21 protein-coding genes are annotated in these 20,838 nt (G+C 73.0%); 2 read left to right on the top strand and 19 right to left on the bottom strand.

Features of this window, described 5'->3' with window-relative positions:
- Nucleotides 1-239: 239 nt before the first annotated feature.
- From VGR37_02175 to VGR37_02090, 18 genes are all read right to left on the bottom strand, one after another.
- Nucleotides 240-866: a redox-sensing transcriptional repressor Rex gene (locus VGR37_02175; GenBank protein HEV2146204.1), complete on the bottom strand. Its 627-nt coding sequence runs from the start codon at nucleotides 864-866 to the stop codon at nucleotides 240-242.
- 100 nt (nucleotides 867-966) lie between these two features.
- Nucleotides 967-1,830 (bottom strand): 16S rRNA (adenine(1518)-N(6)/adenine(1519)-N(6))-dimethyltransferase RsmA, encoded by an 864-nt coding sequence (rsmA, locus tag VGR37_02170; GenBank protein ID HEV2146203.1) that lies wholly within the window; start codon nucleotides 1,828-1,830, stop codon nucleotides 967-969.
- A 16-nt stretch (nucleotides 1,831-1,846) separates the two neighbouring features.
- Complete coding sequence (locus VGR37_02165) at nucleotides 1,847-3,427, bottom strand: GAF domain-containing SpoIIE family protein phosphatase (protein ID HEV2146202.1); 1,581 nt, start codon at nucleotides 3,425-3,427, stop codon at nucleotides 1,847-1,849.
- A gap of 11 nt (nucleotides 3,428-3,438) precedes the next feature.
- Nucleotides 3,439-3,948: an ATP-binding protein gene (locus VGR37_02160; GenBank protein HEV2146201.1), complete on the bottom strand. Its 510-nt coding sequence runs from the start codon at nucleotides 3,946-3,948 to the stop codon at nucleotides 3,439-3,441.
- A gap of 11 nt (nucleotides 3,949-3,959) precedes the next feature.
- Complete coding sequence (locus VGR37_02155; GenBank protein HEV2146200.1) at nucleotides 3,960-4,292, bottom strand: STAS domain-containing protein; 333 nt, start codon at nucleotides 4,290-4,292, stop codon at nucleotides 3,960-3,962.
- Between the two features lie 182 nt (nucleotides 4,293-4,474).
- Nucleotides 4,475-5,461 (bottom strand): phosphate acetyltransferase, encoded by a 987-nt coding sequence (pta, locus tag VGR37_02150; GenBank protein ID HEV2146199.1) that lies wholly within the window; start codon nucleotides 5,459-5,461, stop codon nucleotides 4,475-4,477.
- An 8-nt stretch (nucleotides 5,462-5,469) separates the two neighbouring features.
- Entirely contained in the window at nucleotides 5,470-5,991 is a 522-nt protein-coding gene (gene coaD / locus VGR37_02145) for a pantetheine-phosphate adenylyltransferase (GenBank protein ID HEV2146198.1), read from the bottom strand.
- On the bottom strand, nucleotides 5,992-6,519 hold the full coding sequence (gene rsmD, locus VGR37_02140; protein HEV2146197.1) for a 16S rRNA (guanine(966)-N(2))-methyltransferase RsmD: 528 nt from the start codon (nucleotides 6,517-6,519) through the stop codon (nucleotides 5,992-5,994).
- A complete protein-coding gene (gene recJ, locus VGR37_02135) occupies nucleotides 6,516-8,258 on the bottom strand; it encodes a single-stranded-DNA-specific exonuclease RecJ (protein HEV2146196.1) in 1,743 nt (580 codons plus the stop codon). The genes rsmD and recJ overlap by 4 nt, the downstream gene beginning before the upstream one ends.
- Nucleotides 8,259-8,377: 119 nt before the next feature.
- Nucleotides 8,378-9,142: a LytTR family DNA-binding domain-containing protein gene (locus tag VGR37_02130; protein ID HEV2146195.1), complete on the bottom strand. Its 765-nt coding sequence runs from the start codon at nucleotides 9,140-9,142 to the stop codon at nucleotides 8,378-8,380.
- Complete coding sequence (locus VGR37_02125; protein HEV2146194.1) at nucleotides 9,139-10,308, bottom strand: histidine kinase; 1,170 nt, start codon at nucleotides 10,306-10,308, stop codon at nucleotides 9,139-9,141. Before VGR37_02125 ends, VGR37_02130 begins: the two co-directional genes overlap by 4 nt.
- Nucleotides 10,305-10,553 (bottom strand): hypothetical protein, encoded by a 249-nt coding sequence (locus tag VGR37_02120; protein ID HEV2146193.1) that lies wholly within the window; start codon nucleotides 10,551-10,553, stop codon nucleotides 10,305-10,307. The genes VGR37_02125 and VGR37_02120 overlap by 4 nt, the downstream gene beginning before the upstream one ends.
- On the bottom strand, nucleotides 10,550-11,104 hold the full coding sequence (locus tag VGR37_02115; protein HEV2146192.1) for a thioesterase family protein: 555 nt from the start codon (nucleotides 11,102-11,104) through the stop codon (nucleotides 10,550-10,552). The genes VGR37_02120 and VGR37_02115 overlap by 4 nt, the downstream gene beginning before the upstream one ends.
- Entirely contained in the window at nucleotides 11,101-12,216 is a 1,116-nt protein-coding gene (locus tag VGR37_02110; GenBank protein ID HEV2146191.1) for a D-TA family PLP-dependent enzyme, read from the bottom strand. The genes VGR37_02115 and VGR37_02110 overlap by 4 nt, the downstream gene beginning before the upstream one ends.
- 162 nt (nucleotides 12,217-12,378) lie before the next feature.
- On the bottom strand, nucleotides 12,379-14,244 hold the full coding sequence (dnaG, locus tag VGR37_02105; protein HEV2146190.1) for a DNA primase: 1,866 nt from the start codon (nucleotides 14,242-14,244) through the stop codon (nucleotides 12,379-12,381).
- Between the two features lie 103 nt (nucleotides 14,245-14,347).
- Nucleotides 14,348-14,707: an endoribonuclease MazF gene (gene mazF / locus VGR37_02100; GenBank protein HEV2146189.1), complete on the bottom strand. Its 360-nt coding sequence runs from the start codon at nucleotides 14,705-14,707 to the stop codon at nucleotides 14,348-14,350.
- Nucleotides 14,704-14,946 (bottom strand): AbrB/MazE/SpoVT family DNA-binding domain-containing protein, encoded by a 243-nt coding sequence (locus tag VGR37_02095; GenBank protein ID HEV2146188.1) that lies wholly within the window; start codon nucleotides 14,944-14,946, stop codon nucleotides 14,704-14,706. The genes mazF and VGR37_02095 overlap by 4 nt, the downstream gene beginning before the upstream one ends.
- Before the next feature lie 86 nt (nucleotides 14,947-15,032).
- Nucleotides 15,033-17,426 (bottom strand): endonuclease MutS2, encoded by a 2,394-nt coding sequence (locus VGR37_02090; protein HEV2146187.1) that lies wholly within the window; start codon nucleotides 17,424-17,426, stop codon nucleotides 15,033-15,035.
- 316 nt (nucleotides 17,427-17,742) lie between these two features.
- Between VGR37_02090 and VGR37_02085 the strand changes: the two genes are divergently transcribed.
- A complete protein-coding gene (locus VGR37_02085) occupies nucleotides 17,743-17,976 on the top strand; it encodes a hypothetical protein (GenBank protein HEV2146186.1) in 234 nt (77 codons plus the stop codon).
- A gap of 81 nt (nucleotides 17,977-18,057) precedes the next feature.
- Entirely contained in the window at nucleotides 18,058-19,170 is a 1,113-nt protein-coding gene (locus tag VGR37_02080) for a BF3164 family lipoprotein (GenBank protein ID HEV2146185.1), read from the top strand.
- Here the strand turns inward: VGR37_02080 and VGR37_02075 are convergent.
- Nucleotides 19,161-20,838: PAS domain S-box protein (locus tag VGR37_02075; GenBank protein HEV2146184.1), on the bottom strand; the 1,678-nt coding region annotated here is incomplete at its 5' end. The genes VGR37_02080 and VGR37_02075 overlap by 10 nt on opposite strands.

The following is a 20,838-nucleotide window of genomic DNA, read 5'->3' as shown; positions in this document are numbered from 1 at the left end:
CCCCCCACCTCCCTCCTGGGACGCTCCGGCGTCGCCGGAGCACGGGGCCCGTCTTCTGTTTCTGTTGCGTTGCTGTTGCCGTGCCGATTGCAGTTGCCGTTCTCCCGAGGGGGCTATCGGCAAAGGGAAATCGTGCGAATCAAGGCGCGCGAGGAGGGGCGACTGAGGCGTACTTCATGTACGCCGCAGGGAGCCCCGACGAGCAGCAACGCAGAGTCGCGCGATTTACCGCAGCCGATTTACCGCAGCCGATCGGAGATGGAATAGGCCAGGCTTTCCAGCTCCACCGTCATGTCCACGTTGCGCAGGGAGACGGTCTCGGGGACGCGCAGGCGGGTGGGGGCGAAGTTGAGGATGGCGCGCACGCCGGCGGCCACTACCCGGTCCACCACGCCCTGGGCGGCGTCGGCGGGGACGGCGACGATCACGATGTCGATCCCCTCCTCGGCCAGCGCCCGGTCCATCTCCGCGTCGGGGCGGACCCGGAGCTGGCCCCACGCGGCGCCCACCTTCGCCGGGTCGGAGTCGAAGACGGCGTGGATATGGAAGCCGCGGCGCTGGAAGTCGCGGTAGGAGATCAGCGCCGAGCCGATCTTCCCCGCCCCCACCAGCGCCACCCGCCAGGTGTTGTTCAGCCCCAGGATGTCGCGGATCTGGCGGACCAGCTCGGGGACGGAGTACCCCAGCCCCCGCTTCCCGAAGGAGCCGAAGAAGGAGAGGTCCTTCCGCACCTGCGCGGAGGTGACCCCCCCACGCCGGGCCAGCTCGTCGCTGGAGATGGTGTCGAGCCCGCGGTCGGCGGCCTCCTGGAGGAAGCGCAGGTAGAGCGAGAGCCTGCGGACGGTGGACTCGGAAATCTTCTTCATTCGCGGCGCACCCACGGAGGCACCCGGGGCGAAGGTTTTGATCTTGTGAATTCTTTCACAAGATAAGCCGCGACAAAACCCGCGTCAACGCCGGGGGACGTCAGCCGCGGCGGGAGGAGCGCCGCGCCGCGAGGGCCCGCGCCAGCACGATGAACTGCTCGGGGGTGAAGGTCTCCGGGCGGTCGCGCAGGTCGAAGCCCAGCTCCGCCCCCAGCGCCTCGGTCTCCTCCGGGGAGAGGCCGTAGGCGTCGCGGAGGATGCGCTGGAACTGCTTGCGCCGCTGGCCGAAGGCGGCGCGGGTCAGATCCCGGAGCGCGACCTCGTCCTCCGGGGACAGGCGGGGCGGGACGTGCGGGGTGATCCGCACCACCGTGGACTCCACGTCCGGGACCGGGCGGAACGACTGCCGGCCCACCTGCAGCACCCGCTCGGCGTCGGCCACGGAGCGGACGCCCACGGCCAGGGCGCCGTAGGCCTTGCTCCCCGGCTCGGCCAGGATCCGGTCCGCCACCTCGCGCTGCACCATGAGCACGACCTCCCGCGGGCGCGGGCGGCGCTCCAGGAGCGAGAAGAGGATGGGCGTGGTGATGTTGTAGGGGATGTTGCCGATGACCCGCAGGGCCCCCGGGTCGGCGGAGAGCCGCTCCAGCGGCACCTCCAGGATGTCGCCGTGCACCACCTCCACCGAGGGGTCGCCCGCGAACTCCTGCTGCAGGCGCGGGGCGAGGTCGTTGTCCAGCTCCACCAGCACCAGCCGGCCGACGCGGCCGGCGAGGTGGCGGGTGAGCGCCCCCTGCCCGGGGCCGATCTCCAGGACCTCGTCGTCCGGACCGGCCCCGAGCGACTCCGCGATGCGGCGCTGCGCGTTGGGATCGACCAGGAAGTTCTGGCCGAGGGAGCGCTTGGCGCGGTGCGGGGCGCCGGGGCGGTCGCCGCCGCCGCGCGGCTTCCGGGACGGGCTCACGGGACGGGGCGCCAGGTCAGAGCCGGACGAGGAGCGCGGTGCGGTCGTCCGCGGGGATGCTCCCCCCGCCCGGCGGCGCGCCCAGCACGAAGAGGCGCTCGATCAGCTCCCGCACCCCCATCCCCCGTCCGCGCGCCACCTCGTCCAGGAGGATGCGCGAGCCCTCCACCTCGCCCGCCTCCAGCGAATCGGAGAGCCCGTCGGTGAAGAGGAAGAGCAGGTCCTCGCCGCGAGCCCACGGCACCTGGTCTTCGTGATACTCCTCCAGGTCCACAATCCCCAGCGGCGGGTCCGTGGCGCGCAGGCGCTCGGTGGCGCCGTCGCCGCGGACGCGGAAGGCGTGGCCGTGCCCGGCGTTGGCGTAGGTGATCCTCCCGCCCTCCGGGTCGATGACCCCGTAGAAGAGGGTGAGGTACATCTCCGTGGTCTCCAGCTCGTCGATCAGGGTGCGGTGCACCCGCCGCAGCACCTCGGCCGGGGGGTCGCCCTCGGACGCGTGGATGGCGACGGCGCTCATGGTGAGCGCCATGATGAGCGCCGCGCCGAAGCCGTGGCTCGACACGTCGCCGATCATGGCCCCCAGCCGGCCCCCCGGGAGGCGGAAGAGGTGGTAGAAGTCGCCCCCCACCGACTCGGCCGGGACGCAGCGCGCCGCCACCTCGGCGTAGCCGTCGAACTGCTCCGTGGACGGGAGGAGCTTGAGCTGGAGGTCGTGCGCCAGCTCCATCTCGCGGACCATCCGCTCCTGGCGCAGGCTCTCCTCCACCAGCCGGCTGTTCTCCACCGCCGCGCCGATCTGGCTGGCGATGGCGGAGAGCAGCTTCAGGTCCCCGGCCGAGAACGCCTCGGAAGTGCTGCGCCCCACCAGGTTGATGACGCCGATGGTGCGCGCCTCCCCCTCCGGCGGGGTGTAGCTCACCGGTACGGAAAGGAAGGAGCCCCGCTGCAGGTTCGTGGCGTCGCAGCCGGGGCGCGGGTACTCCTCGTCCGGTCCCAGGAGCACCGCGTGCCGCTCGCGGAAGACCTGCGCGGTGACGGAGCACGGGTCGGAAACCACGATGGGACCGGGCTGCCCGTCCCCGCCCACGGCGGCGGCGAGCTCCAGCTGCCCCTTTTCGGCGTCGTAGACCCAGAGGGCGGCCCGGCGGGCGCCCAGGATCCCGATCACCTCCTCCAGGATGGTCCCCGCCGCGCTCTCCAGGGAGATGACGGACCCCAGGATCTCGCTGATGGAGTAGAGGAGGGTGATCTCCTCGTAGCGCTCGATGATCTCGCGGCTCATGGAGCGCACCTCCGCGTCGTGCCGGAGGGCGCGCTCCACGCTGCGGGCCAGGAAGCGGGCCAGCGGGCGGGCCTCGTCGGGCGGGGCGCCCAGCACCTCGATCCGGAACCCGCCGCCCGCCCCGTCCTCCAGCTCGGCGGCGTCGGGACCGGGGGCGTGCTCGCCGGCCCCGTACTCCCCGTCCCCGGTGGAGGCCCACCCCGCCCCGGTGCGCGCCCAGACGCGCACCTCGCGCCCGCACTCGCGGCGGAAGTCGTCCACCAGGGCGCGTGCCGCGTCGGGGAGGCGGGCGGGAGGGGAGGCGGGGGGAGACATCGCCGGGGGGATCACTCGCCGGAGGCCCTGCGCAGGGGTTCACCGCAGTGGAGGACGAAGCGCACCTCGTTGCCGCGCTCGTTGTACCGCACCTCGTCCATCAGCTTGTGGAGGAGGAAGATCCCGCGTCCGCCGGAGCGCTCCAGGTTCTCGGGGAGGGTGGGGTCCGGCACCTCGCCCGGCTCGAACCCCTCGCCCTGGTCGCGGACGCAGACGGCCACGCGGCTGGAGCTCAGCTCCACCTCCACGCGGACGCACTTCCCGGGGTCGCGGCGGTTGCCGTAGATGACGGCGTTCGCCAGCGCCTCGCACATCCCCACCCGGAAGTTCAGGGTGAGGCGCGAGCCGTCGAACCGGGCCCCGCGGCAGCGGTCCACCAGGTAGGCGACCGCCCCCTCGATGACGTCCAGGTCGCTGGGGAGCTCCAGGACGAAGGCCACCGGCTCCCCGGCGGCCTCTCCGGCCGGCCCGGCGGCGGCGCCCGGGTCGGCCGCGGGCCGTGCTTCGTGGTTCAGGCGCATTCTGCCGCGGCTCAGAGGGACTGGAGCGCCTCGTCCCGGGAGTCCGCGATGTTGAAGAGCGTGTCCAGCTTGGTGAGCTCGAAGAGGGTCCGGAGGTCCTCGTTGAGGTTGGCGAGGCGCAGCTCTCCGCCCTGCTCCCGGATCTTCTTGGAGAGGCTGACCAGCACCCCGAGCCCGGAGGAGTCGATGTAGCCGGTGTTGGCGAAGTCGATCAGGAACTTGCGCTCCCCGCCCTCCAGCTCGTCGAGCACCTTCTGCTTGAGCTCCTGCCGGTTCCCGACGATGAGCTGGCCGTCCACGTCCACCACCACCACCCCGTTCTGCTTACTCGTCTGGAAGCTCATGGCTCCTCCACGCCTCAGGTTGAATTCCGAACATCCCCCCGCCGCCCGGGCAAGCGATGTGCCATGGGCGGGAAGTGCGAACTGCGACAGCCCCCGCCCACCCCATCGACCACGTCACCGCGATGCACTCTCGCACTCACGCACTTTCGCACTCACGCACTTTCGCACTCACACCCTCGCCGTTACTCCGCCATCAGCGCGGTCATACAGGCGACGTTCACAATATCGTCCACGCTCGCGCCGCGCGAAAGGTCGTTGCAGGGGCGGGCCAGCCCCTGCACGGCGGGCCCCACCGCCTCGGCGCCGCCGAGCCGCTGCACCAGCTTGTAGGCCAGGTTGCCGGCGTCGAGGTCGGGGAAGACCAGGACGTTGGCGTGGCCGGCCACCGGGGAGCCGGGCGCCTTGCGCGCGCCGATGGCCTCGACCAGCGCGGCATCGGCCTGCAGCTCGCCGTCGGCGGGGAGCTCCGGGTGGCGCTCGCGAAACAGCGCCAGCGCCTCGCGCACCTTCGCCACGGAGGGGCCTTCGGCGCTCCCCTTCGTGGAGTAGGAGAGGAAGGCCACGTGCGGCTCGTCGCCCACCACCCGGCGGCGGGCCTGGGCCGCGGCGGCGGCGATGTCGGCGAGCTGCTCGGCGGTGGGGTCCGGGACCACGGCGCCGTCGGTGAAGGTCAGCACCTCCGGGTCGCCGCTCCGGAAGGGGCGGACGACCATGTAGAAGGAGGACGAGACGGTGCGGATCCCCGGCGCGGGGCCCACCGCCCAGAGGGCGGCCCGGATCACGTCGCCGGTGGAGTTCACCGCCCCGGCGACCGAGCCGTCCGCCTCGCCGGCCGCCACCAGGAGCGCGCCGAAGAGGAGGGGGTCGCCCGCGTGGCGGAGGGCCTCCACCTCCGTCATCCCCTTCGCCTTCCGGCGCTCGTGGAGGCGCGCTCCCAGCTCGGGGCGGCGGGCGTCGTGCTCCGGGTCCACCACCTCCACCCGGTCGCCCACGCCCAGGTCGTCCAGGTCCGCGGCGGTCAGGGGACCACCCACCACCAGCGGGCGCACCAACTCCTCCCGGGCGAGGATCGCCACCGCCTCCAGCGTGCGGCGGTCCGCGCCCTCGGGGAAGACGATGCGGCGCGGGTGCTGCTTCGCGCGTGCGCGGACGCGTTCGAGAAAGGTCATGCCGCGCCTCAGAAGATCTCCTCCGGGCGCACGGGCGGCGGATCATCGCCCACGGTGATGCGGCGCAGCACGGCGGCGGGGACGAACGGCGACACGTCGCCGCCCAGCGAGGCGATCTGCCGCACCAGCGTCCCGGAGACGAAGGAGTGCTCGGGGGCGGGGGCCAGGAAGACTGTCTCCAGCCCGGGGGCGAGGCGGCGGTTCATCATCGCCATCTGCAGCTCGTACTCCCAGTCGGCCACGGTCCGGACCCCGCGGACCACCACACCGGCGCCGATGCTGCCGGCGTAGTCCACCAGCAGCCCCTGGAACTCGGCCGCCTCGACCCGCGGCTCGCCGTCGAAGGTCTCGCGGATCATCTCCAGCCGCTCCTGAATGGAAAACATCCCCCGCTTCGTCTGCGTGGGCGAGTGGGCGACCGCGACGACCACCCGGTCGGCGATGGAGAGGGCACGGCGGACCACGTCCTCGTGCCCCGCGGTGAGCGGGTCGAAGGAGCCGGGAAAGAGAGCCACGCGGGGGTCGGCCATTCAGTCGCTCGCGGGGACGAAGGTGAGCGAGGTGTCGCCGTAGCGGCGGGTGCGGGCACCCGGGAGGTCGGGAAGGGCGTCGCCGCGGGCGTGCTCCACGCAGAGGAGGCCGGCGAACGGGACCTCCGCGAAGCGCTCCAGCAGCGCGGCGGCCAGGCCCCGGCCGTATGGCGGGTCGGCGAAGGCGAGGTCGAAGGCCCCCGCCCCCAGCCCGCCGACGAAGCGCATGGCGTCCAGCCGGGCCACGTCGGCGCGCGGCCCGGCGCCCAGGGCGTCCAGGTTGGCCCGGAGCGCCCGGAGCGCCCCCGGGGCGTTCTCGACGAAGACCGCGTGCTCCGCCCCACGGGAGAGTGCCTCCAGGCCCAGCGCTCCGGAGCCCGCGAACAGGTCGAGCACGCGCGCGCCGGGGATCCGGTCGGCGACGGCGCTCATCCATGCCTCGCGGACGCGGTCGGTGGTCGGCCGGGTGGCGCTGCCGGGCGGCGCGGTGATGCGGCGCCCGCCCCACTCCCCGGCGACGATCCTCACCGCTCCGCGGCGCGCACGTCCACCAGCTTCGCCTGCAGCCGGCTCCGGCCGTTCCAGGTGTTCTCCTCCAGCTTGAAGGCCACGTCCAGCGGCCCGCTCGCGAAGCCCGGGTCGGCCAGGCGGTCGCCCATCCCGAAGCCGATGGCCTCCAGCGAGGCGCCGCCGGACGCCAGCGTCATCTTGAGGTGGCTCTGGCCCACCAGCCTCGGGTGGCCGGCCACCCCCACGCCTCGCGCGGCGAACACCGGAGTGGGATTCCCCATCCCGAACGGCCCGGCGTGGCGCAGCATGCGGAACAGCTCGTCCCCGGCCTCGTGCAGCCGCAGCTCCAGGTCGATGCGGACCTCGGGGACCAGGTGGTCCTCGGTGAGCACGGCGCGGGCGCGGGCGTTGAAGGCGGAGCGGAAGGCATCCACCCGGTCGGGGAGGATGGAGCATCCCGCTGCGTAGCGGTGCCCGCCGAAGCGGACCAGGTGCCCCGCGCACTCGCGCAGGGCGTCGTACAGGTGGAACCCGGAGATGGAGCGCGCGCTCCCCTTCCCCTCCCCGGAGCCCGAGAGGGCGATCAGCACCGTGGGGCGGTGGATCCGCTCCACCACGCGGGAAGCCACGATCCCGATCACGCCGGGGTGCCAGCCGTCGGCGGCGAGCACCACCCCCCAGTCGCGGTCCGGGTCGTACACCCGGTCCAGCGTGCGCATCACTTCCCCGAGCGTCTGCCCGTCCACCGCCTGCCGGGAGCGGTTCTCCGCCTCCAGCGACGCGGCGATCTCCGCGGCCTCGGCGGGGTCGTCGGTGAGGAGGAGGTCCACCCCGCGGAGCGCCTCGCTCATCCGCCCCACCGCGTTGATCCGCGGCGCCAGCACGTAGCCCACCTGCGCCGCGGTGATCTCGGCGCGGTCGGCGAGGCCGCAGCTCCGCAGCAGGGCGCGCAGCCCGGGGTTGGGGGTCTGCGCCAGCACCTTGAGGCCCCAGCGCACCAGCGCCCGGTTCTCCCCGGAGAGCGGCGCCAGGTCGGCGATGGTGGCGACGGCCACCAGGTCCAGGAAGGGGTGCAGCCGCTCCTCCGGGAAGCCCACCTCGGCCGCGAGGGCGCAGCACAGCTTGTACGCCACCCCCACCCCGGCGAGCCCCTTGTCGGGGTAGCCGCAGTCGGCGCGGTTGGGGTTCACCACCGCGACGCAGTCCGGGAGGGTGGGCCCGGGGGTGTGGTGGTCGGTCACCACCACGTCGATCCCCGCGCGCCGGGCGCGGTTCACCGCCTCGTGCGCCACGATCCCGCAGTCGCCGGTGAGGATCAGCGTGGCCCCCGCGGACGCGGCGGCCCGGATCCCGGCGTCGGTCAGGTCGTACCCGTCCTCCAGCCGGTGCGGGACGAAGGGGACGGCGCGGGCCCCCATCGCGCGGAGGGCACGGGTGAAGAGCGCGGTCGCGCAGATGCCGTCCACGTCGTAGTCGCCGTGCACGAGCACCGTCTCCCCCGCCCCGATGGCGCGGCGGAGGCGCGACACCGCGTCGGCCATCCCGGCGAGGAGCTGAGGCGGGTGGATCTGCCCCGGGTGGGGGCGGAGGAACTCCCGGGCCGTATGGGGCTCGCCGAAGCCCCGCTGCACCAGGAGGCGGCAGAGCGGCGGGGGGAGGCGGAGCTCGCCTGAGAGGCGTTCCACCGCCGCCGCATCGGGCGTGGCGGGGAAGATCCAGCGGCGGGCGAGGGGGCGCGGCGAGGCGAGGGTCTGCATGCACCAAAGGTATTCCACGGGGGGACCGGCGGGCAAGCGGGAGACCGGAAGCGGTGGGCCCGGCGGGCGGCGGACCGAGGCTGGACGGGGAGCGAGCCCCCTGAGGGGGCCGCCGCCCGCTACGAGAGGCCCAGCGCCTCGTGCAGCCGCTCGCGGTACCCGCGGCTGGAAGTGAGCTTCCGCCCCCCCCGCAGCGCGACCGAGTACTCCCCCTGGAAGAGGGGCTCGATGTGGTCGATCCGCTCCAGGTTCACGATGGTGGAGCGGTGGATCCGCAGGAACCGGGCGGGGTCCAGCTCCGCCTCCAGCGCGGACATAGTCTGGCGGATCAGGTGGTTGCGCTCGCCGGCGTGCACGCGGACGTAGTTCCCCTCCGCCTCGAAGCAGTCCACCTCTTCCACCCGCACGAACCGGATCCGCCCGCCGGAGCGCACCACCAGCCGCTCTAGGTGCTTGCGGCGCGGCCGCATCTCCTGCAGCAGCGTGGCGAGCTGCCCACGCACCTCCTGGTCGCGGCGCAGCCGGATCTGCGTACGGACGCGGTCAAGCGCCTGGGCGAAGCGCGCCCGGTCGAAGGGCTTGAGGAGGTAGTCGAGCGCGCTCGCCTCGAAGGCCCGCAGCGCGAACTCCTCGTAGGCGGTGACGAACACCGTCATGGGCATGCGGTCCACCCCCACCGCCTCGACCACCCCGAAGCCGTCCAGCTCCGGCATCTGCACGTCGAGGAAGACCAGGTCGGGCTCCAGCCCCTCGATGGCCTCCACCGCCTCCCCGCCGTGCCCGCACTCCGCCACCACTTCTACGTCTTCCTCGGCGGCGAGGAGCTGCCGGATCCGCTCCCGGCCCAGCGGCTCGTCGTCCACGATCAGCGCCCGAAGCTTCATCGCTCCTCCTCCCGGTGTGCCTCGACGACTCCGCCGTTCTCGCGCATGGGGATGGACACCGTGACCCGCGTCCCCCCGCCCGGGGCGGGCTCCACCGCGAAGCGGTGCGCCTCGCCGTAGAGCGCCTGGAGCCGCGCACGGGTGTTGGAGAGCCCCACGCCCGTGCCCCGCCCACCCTCCGACGCGCCCACGCCCACCCCGTCGTCCTGCACGACCAGGCGCAGGGCGCCGTCCACCCGCTCCACGGAGACTTCCACCGTGCCGGGCCCGGCCCGCGGCGCGATCCCGTGGCGGATGGCGTTCTCCACCAGCGGCTGCAGGATGAGGTGCGGGACCCGGGCGGCCAGGGTGTCGCGGGCGAGGTGCGTGCGGACGGTCAGCCGGTCGCGGAAGCGGATCTGCTCGATCTCCAGGTACGGCACGAGGAACTCCATCTCCTGCTGGAGCGTCACCTCCTGGGTGTCGTGGTGCTGCAGGCTGAGGCGGAGCAGCACGCTCAGCCGGGCCAGCATCTCGTCGGCGGCCTCCACGTCGCGGTGCATCAGCGTGGAGACGGAGTGCAGGGTGTTGAAGAGAAAGTGCGGGTTGAGCTGCATCTTGAGCGAGGAGAGCCGGGCCTCCGCCAGGTGCCCGGCGAGGCGTGCGGCGTCCATCTCCCGATCGCGCAGCCTCTCGTAGTACTGGACGGCGTAGATCGTCCCCAGGACGAGGACGTAGCTCACCACCTCGCTGTAGAGCACGGGCACCAGGGCCCGGCGCCAGGGGAACGGCGGGGGCTCGCCCACCAGGTAGAGCGACACGAAGGCGCTGAACGGCAGCCACGCCAGCGCGCGGAGAAGCGCCGCGGCCAGGTGGACGCCCACCGCCTGGAGCACGCGGCCGCGCACCAGCGGGAAGCGCCGCGCCAGCCAGAACATCCCCAGGATCGTGGCCGCCCACGCCAGCGCGGTGGCGGCCCCGATCGCCGCGGCGTCGGAGACGGTCACCGTGCCGCCGCCCCGGAGGGGCCGGCCGTACTGCCACACCGAGCTGTTGATGACCGGGATCACGGTCCCCAGGCAGACCACCGTCCATTCGAGCCGGCGGTTCGCGAGCGTGCGCTGTCCCATGGAGGTCCCGGCGGTGGATGCGCCTGCGGCCGTGTCGCCGCGGGGTGGGCGGGTCATGGGGGCGCTGCCCCGGCCGCGCCCTGCGGCGCGTACCCGCGGCAGCGGAGCACGGGGAGGCGCGGGTACTTCGGGAAGGCGGGGTCCGTCTTCGACATCTCGCAGAGATAGAAGGTGCTCCCCTTCCCGCTGCGGACCTCGCGCACGTGGAGGCAGCCGGCACACAGTCCCGGCGACGGCTCCGGGGGGGCGAGGTGGCGGCGGAGCGCCTCCGAGGCGGGGTCGCCGGGGGGGCGTCCGCTCACCCCGCCACCTCCACCTCGACGGGGAGCGCCTCGTGCTCGCGGAGCACCCGCTCGGCGTCCTGCCAGGCCAGCACCGCGTCGGGAGCGGGGGGCGACTGGACCCGGAACCCGGAGGCGTCCACCACCGCCTGGGTGGGGACCCGCCCCTCCGGGCCGAGAAAGAGTCCCTTCACCAGCGCGATGGCGATCAGTTCGCCTCGGCGCTCGAAGCGCTGCTCCACGAAGAACCAGCGGTGGTCCCAGCAGAGGAGCCGGGTGCGGATCTCGTATGTCTGGAAGGGGAGGAGCGAGCGGCGGTAGCGGATCTTCAGCGACCCGACCACCGGGCCCCACTTCCGCCGCCGCAGCGCGCCCAGCACGCCGAGGCGGACGATGAGGTCCAGGCGCCCCAGGTCCATCAGCGTCAGGTAGCGCCCGTTGTTCATGTGCAGGTTGACGTCCAGGTCGTTGGGCCAGACCCGGAAGGTCACGGCGGACTCGTCCAGCGGGGCCAGCCGCGAGCGGAAGAAAGCGGCGACGAGCACCTTGAGGCTGCGCAGGAGAAGGCTCATCCGCCCACGGCCGGCCGCGGCGCCCTCCCCCGCCCCGCCACCTCCCACGACTCCACCGCCTCCTCCCCGCGGACGCCCCACAGCCGCTCGGCCAGGTTGACGGAGACGCAGACGTGGTTGGGGACGATGCGCACCCGCTCGCCCACGCGCGGGCGCCACGCGGTGCCGGAGAGGTCCAGGAGCCCGTGCTCCTCGGAAAGGGCCTTCACCACCACGCCGGGACGGTCCAGCAGCGCGCCGTAGCCGCCGGCCTCCGCCCGCACCTCTTCCTTCGCGAGCGCCTTGGAGCCGGCGTCGACCACCGCCTGCCCCGGCACCGCGGTGCTGACCACGGTGGCGAGGACGGAGTAGGCGCACTCGTCCCAGGTGCAGGCGCCGATCAGCGCGGTCGTGCGGTCGTTGAAGACGTTGGTCCCCGGCCGCACCTCGTTGGTCCCCGAGACCTCGTGCGAGCGCCAGAAGGTGGGGGTGGAGCCGCCGCTGACGACTGCCGGGGGGAGGTCGGCGCGGTCGAGCGCGTCCAGGAAGTCCGCGAGCCGGTCGGAGACGGCGCGCAGGGCGGGCCCCTGCTCGTCGATGGGGCCGCGGACGTGGCCGAGGTAGAACATCACCCCCCGGTACTCCAGCCCCACCTCGGATGCGGCTCGGGCGAGCGCCACCGCGTCGCCGGGCGCCTGCACGCCGACGCGCCCCATCCCGGCGTCGATCTCCACCAGTACCCGGACGCTGCGCCCGGCCTCCCGCGCCGCCCGCCCCAGCTCCGCCGCCACCTCGGCCGAGTCCAGCCCGACCGTGAGGCGCACCCGCTCCGGCAGTGCCATGAGCCGCGCCAGCTTGGAGGCGCCGAGGGGAGGGTACGCCAGGAGAACGTCGTCCGCGATGGCGGACATCACCTCCGCCTCGCGCGGCGTGGCGACGGTGATCCCCACGGCCCCGGCACGGAGCTGCTCCGCGGCCAGCTCGGGGGTCTTGTGCGTCTTCACGTGCGGACGCCAGGCCAGCGCGTGCTCGCGGCAGTAGTCGGCCACGCGGCGCAGGTTGGCGTGCATGGTGTCGACGTCCACCAGCGCGGCGGGCGTCTCGATCTGGTCCAGCGGGATCGGGTGGGTCATGGCGAGGTCCTGGGCTTTCGGCGGCCGGAGGAATGCCCGGCAGGACACGCAAAATGGCACCCCCCGCCCGTCTCCAGCAAGCTCGCGGGACGAGCGCCCGCAGCGCGGGGACGAACGGGGGGATGGGTGCTTCGAACGGAAGCCGGAGCGGGCGGTGGCTGCTCAGCGCTGCGGGCGGGCTCCGTTCTGCGCCTGGCGTACGAATCCGGCCTTCCGCAACAGGCCGCGCTTTCGCATCATCCCGGTGATCTGTTCTTTCTCGACGGTGAGGCGCGTCTGCTGATCAGGGTTGGCGACGGCCATCTCACGCTCGATCTCCGTCAACCGCTCTTCGAAGGGGCGTGCCAGGAGATCACGGACGTTCGCCTGGAAGAACTCCTCGGCGTCGCCCATCTCCTGCAGCTCGGGGTCGCCGCGCAGCTCCTCCAGGACGGGGAGCACCTCCGGCGGGAATCCTTCCAGCCACTCTCCCTCCCCGTCACGGCTCCCCTCCAGCTCGATCAGCTTCTCGAAGATGTTGCGGTAGATGGGGTAGCGGAACTCCTCCGGCCCCACGACACGCACCGTGCGCTCCACCCAGGTCTCGTCGCGCAGCATCAGCAGGAGCAGGTTGCGCTCGGGCCCCAGGCTCGGCGCGACCACCAGCGCGGGCGGAGCTCCGAAGTCCTCCGCCCGCCGGCCCTCGTTCCGCTCGCGGCGCTCCGGGTACCCCCGCGGACGGGTGTCGCGCGCGGGGGCCTCGGCCACCTCCTTCTGCAGCGTTTCCTGCGGCACGCCGGTCTTCTCCGACAGGCGGCGCAGGTAGACGCCGCGGAGCACCTCGTCGGAGGCGGCGCGGATGGTGGGCATCAGCGCGTCGATGGAGCGCCGCGTCCCGGAGATGCTGTCGAACAGCCCCTTCCGCTCCAGGATCTGGATCTTGCGCTCCAGCACGTCCACCGCGTCGTCCAGGTACTTCCGCAGCGCGGCCTGCCCCTTCGCGCGCACCAGCGAGTCCGGGTCCTCGCCCTCCGGGAGGGTGGCGACCAGGACCTCCACCGCGGCGCGCAGGAGCTCGTCGCCGGAGCGGAAGGTGGCCTTGAGGCCGGCCTTGTCGCTGTCGTACAGGAGGATGGCGCGGGGGGCGTAGCGCCCGATCAGCTCGGCCTGGGCCTCGGTCATGGCCGTGCCCAGCGGCGCGACGGCGTTCTCCACCCCGTGCGCGGCGAGGGAGACGTAGTCCATGTATCCCTCCACCACCAGCGCCGCCTCGGCTTTGCGGATGGCGCCGCGGCTCCACCCCAGCCCGTAGAGCAGGTCGCCCTTGTGGTAGATGGGAGTCTCGGGCGAGTTCAGGTACTTGGGGACGTGCTCCTCGGCCTTCCCCAGGATCCGCCCCCCGAAGGCGACCACGCGCCCGCCCAGGTCCTCGATGGGGAAGATGATCCGCCCGCGGAAGGCGTCGTACGGCTCGCGGTTCCCCTTCTGCGACTCCTTCACCAGGCCGAGCGACAGGAGCAGGTCGTTGCCGATCCCCTGCTTGCGCGCCGCGTCGCCGAAGGCGGTCCACTCCTCCGGGGCCCACCCCAGCCCGAAGCGCTCCGCCGCCTCCCGGCCGATCCCGCGCCCCTCCAGGTACTCGCGCGCCTTCTTTCCCTCCGCGTCGTCCCAGAGCCGGCGGCGGAACCACTCCGCGGCGAAGTCGTTGGTCTCGTAGAGGCGGCGGTTGGGGTCGTCCTCCGGCCGGCGCTCCTGCCGCTCCGGGATCTCCACGCCGGCGCGGGCGGCCACGAAGCGGACCGCGTCCAGGAAGTCCATCCCCAGGTGCTTCATGGGGAAGGAGAAGATGTCCCCCGCCTCACCGCAGGTGAAGCACTTGAAGACGTTCTTGGACGGGTCGACGGAGAAGTTGGGCCCGGAGCCGCCATGCAGCGGGCACGGCCCGCGGAAGGTCCTCCCCGAGCGCTTCAGGCGCGTATGCTCGGAGACGATCTCCACCAGGTCGCCGCGGTGGCGGACCTCTTCGATGACGGAGTCGGGGATGGACATCTACGGGTTGCTCCGGCGATTCGGAGAGAGGCCTACCAGCACCGAACGGATACCGAAGATAAACCGAAGATAGCGGACCCCGCGAGCGGGCGCGAGGGGGGAGTCAGCCTGGAAGCTTCGGAAGCTGGACGAGAGCGCCGAGCTTACGGAGTACACCTCGGACCACCGGGTCGGGAGCCCGGTCGGCGAACTCCGCCTTCCGCGCACGCCAGTCGAGGTTCTTCACCTGGTCGGAAAGCACCACTCCCTGGACCTTGAGGCCGTCCGGCAGTCCCACCTCGAACGGGTACCCCTTCACGCGGCTGGTGATCGGACAGAACAGCGCCAGCTCCGACCGCGCGTTGTACACCGCGTGCGAGAGCACCAGCGCCGGCCTGCGGCCAGCCTGTTCATGCCCGGCTTGCGGATCGAAGTTGATCCAGACGAGGTCGCCGCGGTCGGGCACGTATCCGGGCTCCCTCACCAGGCTTCGTTCCCGACGCTGGGTCCGGTGTCGATCTCGGGGTGCCGGTTCTCGTCCGTGATCCCGGCTACCAGCTCCTCGAGCGTGTACTCCGGCTCTTCTACCGGGGAGATGACGAGGCGGCCGTCCTCGACCGAGACATCGACCTCCGAGTCCTGGTCGAGCGCCGTCTCTAGGGCCAGTGGCTTGGGGATCCTGACCGCCAGGCTGTTTCCCCACTTCTGGACGCGTGCGCGCATGAACACCTCCGCGATGAAGTATCTACATTGAAGATACGTTCTGGACCGGTGAGAGACAACGCACCCGGGGAGCCCCGGTCACTGTCCTACGCGAACTCCACCACCGTCACCCCCGTGCCTCCCTCGAACAGCTCGCCCGGCCGGTAGACCACCACGCGGCGGTCGTGCTTCAGCAGCTCCTGCACGCGCTCCCGCAGCACCCCCATCCCCTTGCCGTGGATGATGCGGAAGGTGGGGAGCCCCGCCAGGATCGCGTCGTCCAGCGCCTTCCCCAGGCGCATCTCGAGCTCGTCCACGCGCAGGCCGCGCAGGTCCACCTCCGGGCGCGCGTCGGCCGCCGTCGAGGCGTACCCGCCGCCCCACCCGGCTCCCTGCCGCGGCTTCTGCTCCTGGTCCCCCGCCGGGAGCACGGACAGGTCGTCGCGCGGGAGGAGCATGCGCAGCGACCCGGCTTCCACCATCGCCTTCCCGTCGCGCAGCTCCACGACGGTCCCGGTGCGCCCCAGCGACTCGATGCGCACCCGCACGCCAGGCTCCAGCGCCGCCTCGCGAGGGCGGCCGCCGTCGCCGTTCTTCGCGCCCCGCTTCGCCTCGCGCGGGGTGCGCTCCTTCTGCCGGGACGCGGCCTCCTCCACCCGGCGCCGGGCGGCGCGCGCGGCCTCGTCCAGCTTCTCCGACTCCGCGGCCTCGCGGACCCCGCGGATGGCTTCCTCGACCTCCGCGCGCGCCTTGAGCAGGAGGTCGCGCGCCTGCTGGCGGGCGCGGCGCTCCGCGTCCTTCTCGCGGCGGGCCAGCTCGCGGACGCGCTCCTCCAGCTCCTCCCTGAGCGCCTCCGTCTCGCGAAGGCGCGCTTCCGTGCTCGCCAGGTCCGCCGCGAGGCGCTGCTCCTTGGCCTCCAGGTCCAGGAGCAGCTTCGCCACGTCGCGCTCGCCCTGCGGCAGGGTGGACTCGGCGCGCTCCAGCACCGGCGCGGGGAGGCCCAGCCGCCGCGCGATGGCGAGGCCGTAGGAGCGCCCGGGGAGCCCCTTCACCAGCCGGTAGGTGGGCTGCAGCCGCTCCGCGTCGAACTGGAGCGAGGCGTTGACGATCCCGCGCTCCTCCGTCGCCAGGAGCTTGAGCTGCCCCAGGTGCGTGGTGGCGACCGTGAAGGCGGAGCGCCGCGTCAGCTCCACCAGGATCGCGGAGGCGAGCGCCCCGCCTTCCACGGGGTCGGTGCCGCTCCCGATCTCGTCGGTGAGCACCAGCGACTCCCAGTCGGCGCCGTCCAGGGTCTCGCGCAGGTTCTTGAGGTGCGCGGAGAAGGTGGAGAGCGAAGCCTCGATGGACTGCTCGTCGCCGATGTCCGCGAACACGTCGCGGAACACCGGGAGCCGCGTCCCCGCCGCCACGGGCGGGACGACGCCGCTCTGCGCCAGGAGCGAGATCAGCCCCACGGCCTTGAGCAGCACCGTCTTGCCGCCGGTGTTGGGGCCGGAGATGAGGAGGGTGCGCTCCCCCGGGTCCATGCGCAGGTCGAAGGGGACGACGCTCTCCCCGCGCGCCAGGAGGATGGGGTGGAAGCCGCGCACCACCACGTACTCTTCCGTCCCCGCGGGGAGGATCTCGGGGAGGGCCGCTTCCGCCCGGCGGGCGTACCGGGCGCGCGCGAAGACCGCGTCCAGCCGCACCAGCGCACCGAGCGACGCCAGCAGCCCCGCCTGGTGCGGGCGCAGCCGGTCCGTGAGGTCGCGGAGGATGCGCAGCACCGCGCGGCCCTCCGCCGCCTCCAGCTCGCGGAGGTGGTTCATCATCTCCACCGCGGCGGGCGGCTCCACGAAGAGCGTGGCCCCGGTCCCCGACTCGTCGTGGACGATCCCGCCCACCTCGCCGCGGCCCTCGCGGCGCACGGGGATCACGTAGCGCCCCTCGCGCACCGTCACCGAGGCGTCCGCCACCTGGTACTGGGGGGGGAGGGACGCCGCGTACGCGTTCAGGCGCTCCACGATGCGCGAGCGAGCGCCCTTGATCCCCCGACGCAGCCGGTACAGCTCGGGAGAGGCCCCGTCGCGCACCTCGCCGTTCTCCTCCAGGACGCGCTCGATCTCCGCCTCTTCCTTGTCGAGCTGGAGCATCCCCTCGGCCAGCCACCCCAGCGTCGGGAACGCCTCCGCCGCGGGGCGCACCGAGCGGCTCACCGTCCGCGCCGAGGCGAGGAGCGTCCCCAGGTCGCGGAGCATGCGCCCGTCCAGGACGCTCCCCTCGATGCGCAGCCGCTTCAGCGGCTCGCGCACGTCCGGGACCGCCGGGACCGCCCACCCCTCGTCGCGGCCGAGGAAGCGCATCATCTCCCCCACCGTGGCCAGCTCGCCCGCAATCCACCCGGCATCGTCGGAGGGGTCCAGCGCGCGCACCGCTTCCGCCCCCAGCGCGGAGGAAGCGTGGCGCGCGACGACGTCCAGGGCTTCCCCGTATTCGAGGACGTTCAGGGCGTGCGAGTTCATCCGGCGGGACCGCGGGTACGAATGAAAAAAGGCGAAGCCAGCGTGCGCCTCCTGTACCCGGAAGGAGGGGTGGGGGTTCGGGCCGTGGATAGCCGCGCCGTGAGCGCATACTTGACGACTATCGTGCGGAGCGATATCTTTTCCCGCCACTCCCACCAGAGCCGGACGTCGGCCTCGGATCGCACGTCCACCGCAGTTCGCCAGACCAGTCCGCTTTCCGCTGTCCACCCGGACCGGCCCGGCACGGGATCGTGCCCGCGCCGGACCACCGCGGGATCTCCCGCTTCACCCACTCTTCCGTCCTTCCGGAGCACACATGCGAGTTTCTGTAAACAAGCGTTTCCTCGCCCGCATCCTCCCACTCGCCGCGATCCTCGTGGTCGCTCCCGTCGCCCTTTCCGGCGACGCGGGGGTCACCACGAACGAGGCGTGCGGCACGGAGCTCGAGCCCGTCGCGGCCGGGACCTGCTGCCTGAGCAAGACCGCGATCTGCAACGCGGGCGCGGGCGACCACAAGGGCTACTACTACAAGTCGTCCGGCCCGTGCTGACCTGAGGTTCTCGTCCGCTCTGGTGGCCTGGCGATCTTCCCTCGGACCCTGCACTCCCGCGACACCCCTCCGTACGACGAGATGAGACATTCCCTGATCCTCGGCGCCGCGATCCTCGCCAGCGCCGCCTGCTCCGACGGTGCACCGTCGGGGAAGCACGGCCCGGCCAGCCTCGACCACTCCGGGCTCGCCCCGGTGGAGGTGGCCGGCCGGGTCGTCCACGAGAGCGACCTCCTGGGGATCCCGACCGGGCTGGCGGTCGCGGGCCCGTACCTGGCCGTCATCGACGACGGCGCCGATTCGGCGGTGCACGTCCTCCGCAGTGCGGACGGAGCGCTGGTGCGATCGCTGGGGAGACAGGGAGAGGGGCCGGGCGAGTACAAAGGGGCCTGGTCGATCGACCCCGTTCCCGGGAAGCCGGAGGAGTTCTGGGTCTACGACCTGAGCCTCCGCCGCATCACCCACGTGGACCTGGAGCGGCACCACGCCGCGCCGGGGTCGCGCGTGGACACCCGGGTCCTCAAGCTGTCCTCCGGGAGCACGCTCACCGGGCCGATGTGGATCGGCGACACCGTGGTGAGCCCCGGCTTCTTCGTGGACGGCCGCCTGGCGCGGTTCGACACGGACGGCCTGCCGCTGGGGACCGTGGGCGACCTGCCCCCCGGTGGCGACAGGGTCCCCCCGACGGTCCGCCAGGAGGCATACCTGGCGACGCCCGCGACGAACGGGGCGCGTACCCTGATCGCGCTCGGGATGGAGTACGCCGACCTGATCGACGTGCTCCGGCCGGACGGGAGTCTCGTGCGGCGGATCCGCGGCCCCTTCGGCTTCGATCCGCGGTTCACCGTCGCGCGGGGAGCGCACGGCCCCATCATGAGCAGCGGCGACGACATGCGGATGGGATACGTGCACACCGCCGCCACGGACGAGTACGTCTACGCGCTGTTCTCGGGGCGAACGCGGGAGGGATACGGGGAGGACTCCGCCTTCGGGGAGTACGTGCACGTGTACGACTGGGACGGCCACCTGGTGCGCGTGCTGCACCTGGACGCGGCCCTCCTGACCATCGCGGTGGACCCGGAGAACGCCACGCTCTACGGGGTGCGCCACGATCCCAAGCCCGCCGTCGTCGCGTACCCGCTGGCCGGTGCGCTCGGCCTCCGCGGCCCGGTTGCCTCCGCCGCTCAGCCGTAGGAGACGGTTCCGGGGGAGGAGCCCCGCTCGGGGAGCACCAGCCGGAAGGTGCTCCCCTCCCCCACCACGGAATCGACCTCCACCCACCCTCCCAGCAGCTCGGCCAGCCGCCGCGCGATGGTGAGCCCGAGCCCCGTCCCCGGCTGGCTCCCGTCGCCGACCCGCACGAACTCCTCGAAGATCCGCTCCCGCTCCGCCGGCGGGATCCCCGGCCCCTGGTCGGTGACCTCCAGCAGCACGCCGCGCTCCGGCGAGCGGCGGCAGGCCACCCGCACCGGGCGCGCGCCGCCGTACTTCACCGCGTTGGAGAGCAGGTTGAGCAGGATCTGCCGGAGGCGGCGGGGGTCGGTCGCCAGGGTCTCCGGGGCATCCTCCACCTCCACGAGGAGCGCGCACCCGTTCTCGTCCGCGAGGGGGCGGACGGCGTCGGCGACCTCGCGCAGGAGCTCCGCCACGCGGAACTCCTCGGCGCGCGCCTCCATCTTCCCCGCCTCCAGCCTGGCGAGGTCGAGCACTTCGTTGACCAGCTCCAGGAGCGCCGCCGCGGCGGACTGCGAGCGGTGGATCCCGTCCGCCTGCGCCTCCGCCAGCGGTCCGTAGGCGCCGGAGAGGAGGAGGTCGTTGTACAGCATCACCGCGCTGATGGGGGTGCGCAGCTCGTGGCTCACCATGGCGAAGAAGCGGTTCCGCGCCGCGATGGCGTCGGCGCGGTCCTCCTCCGCCCGGCGGCGGGCCGTCACGTCCTCGGCGATCCCGGCGTCGCGGTACACGTTCCCCTCCTCGTCGCGGATGGGGATCGTGCGCTCGCGGATCCAGCGGACCTCGCCGTCGGGGCGGACGATCCGGTACTCCAGCTCGTACTCGCGCCCGGGAGGCCCGTCCGTGGCGCGAACGACCCGCTCCAGGTCGTCCGGGTGCACGGCGCGCAGCCAGGCGCGCGGCTCCCGGTACAGATCCTCGCGCGAGCGGCCCCAGACGCGGTCGTAGGCGGGGCTCACGTACAGGACCTCGCTCCGGTCCGCGGTGTTCAGGTAGAACACGTCGCGCAGGTTCTCCGCGAGCTGGCGGAACCGCTCCTCGCCCGCGCGCAGCTCCCGCAGCGCGTGCCGGTGCTCGGTGATGTCGCGGTACACCAGGTAGATGGCCACCGGGCTGCCGTCCAGGTGCACCGGCTTCCCCAGGATGGAGACGTCCAGCCGGGTCCCGTCGCGCCGGCGGCGGACGGTGTCCAGGCTCACGGGGCGCCCGGCGGTCACGGCGCGGGTGACCCGCTCGGCCTCCTCCAGCAGCTCCGGGGGGACGATCAGGTCGTTGACGAACACCCCGGCGACCTCCTCGGGCCGGTACCCGAACATCCGCAGGAACTCGCCGTTGGCGCGCACCACCCGCTCCTCCACGTCGAGCAGGGCGATCCCCTCGGGCGCGGCCTCGAACAGCTCGTCGAGCTGCGCGCGCTGCAGCCGCAGTTCGTGCTGCACCTCGCGCATCCGCACCTCCCTGCAGCGCCACTCCACCTCGCGCGCCGCGGCGGCCGCCAGCTCCGCCAGGGTGGCGAGCTCGTCCGCGCTCCAGCTCCGTGGCAGCGAGTCCAGCACGCCGAGCGCGCCGAAGACCCTCCCGTCCTCCGCCGCGAGCGGCACCCCCGCCCCCGCGGCCATCCCCTGCGCG

The sequence above is a fragment of the Longimicrobiaceae bacterium genome (genome assembly GCA_035936415.1).
GTDB lineage: Bacteria > Gemmatimonadota > Gemmatimonadetes > Longimicrobiales > Longimicrobiaceae > JAFAYN01.
Note: the sequence above shows the minus strand (reverse complement) of the source record. Positions and strands in the feature narration are given on the sequence as shown.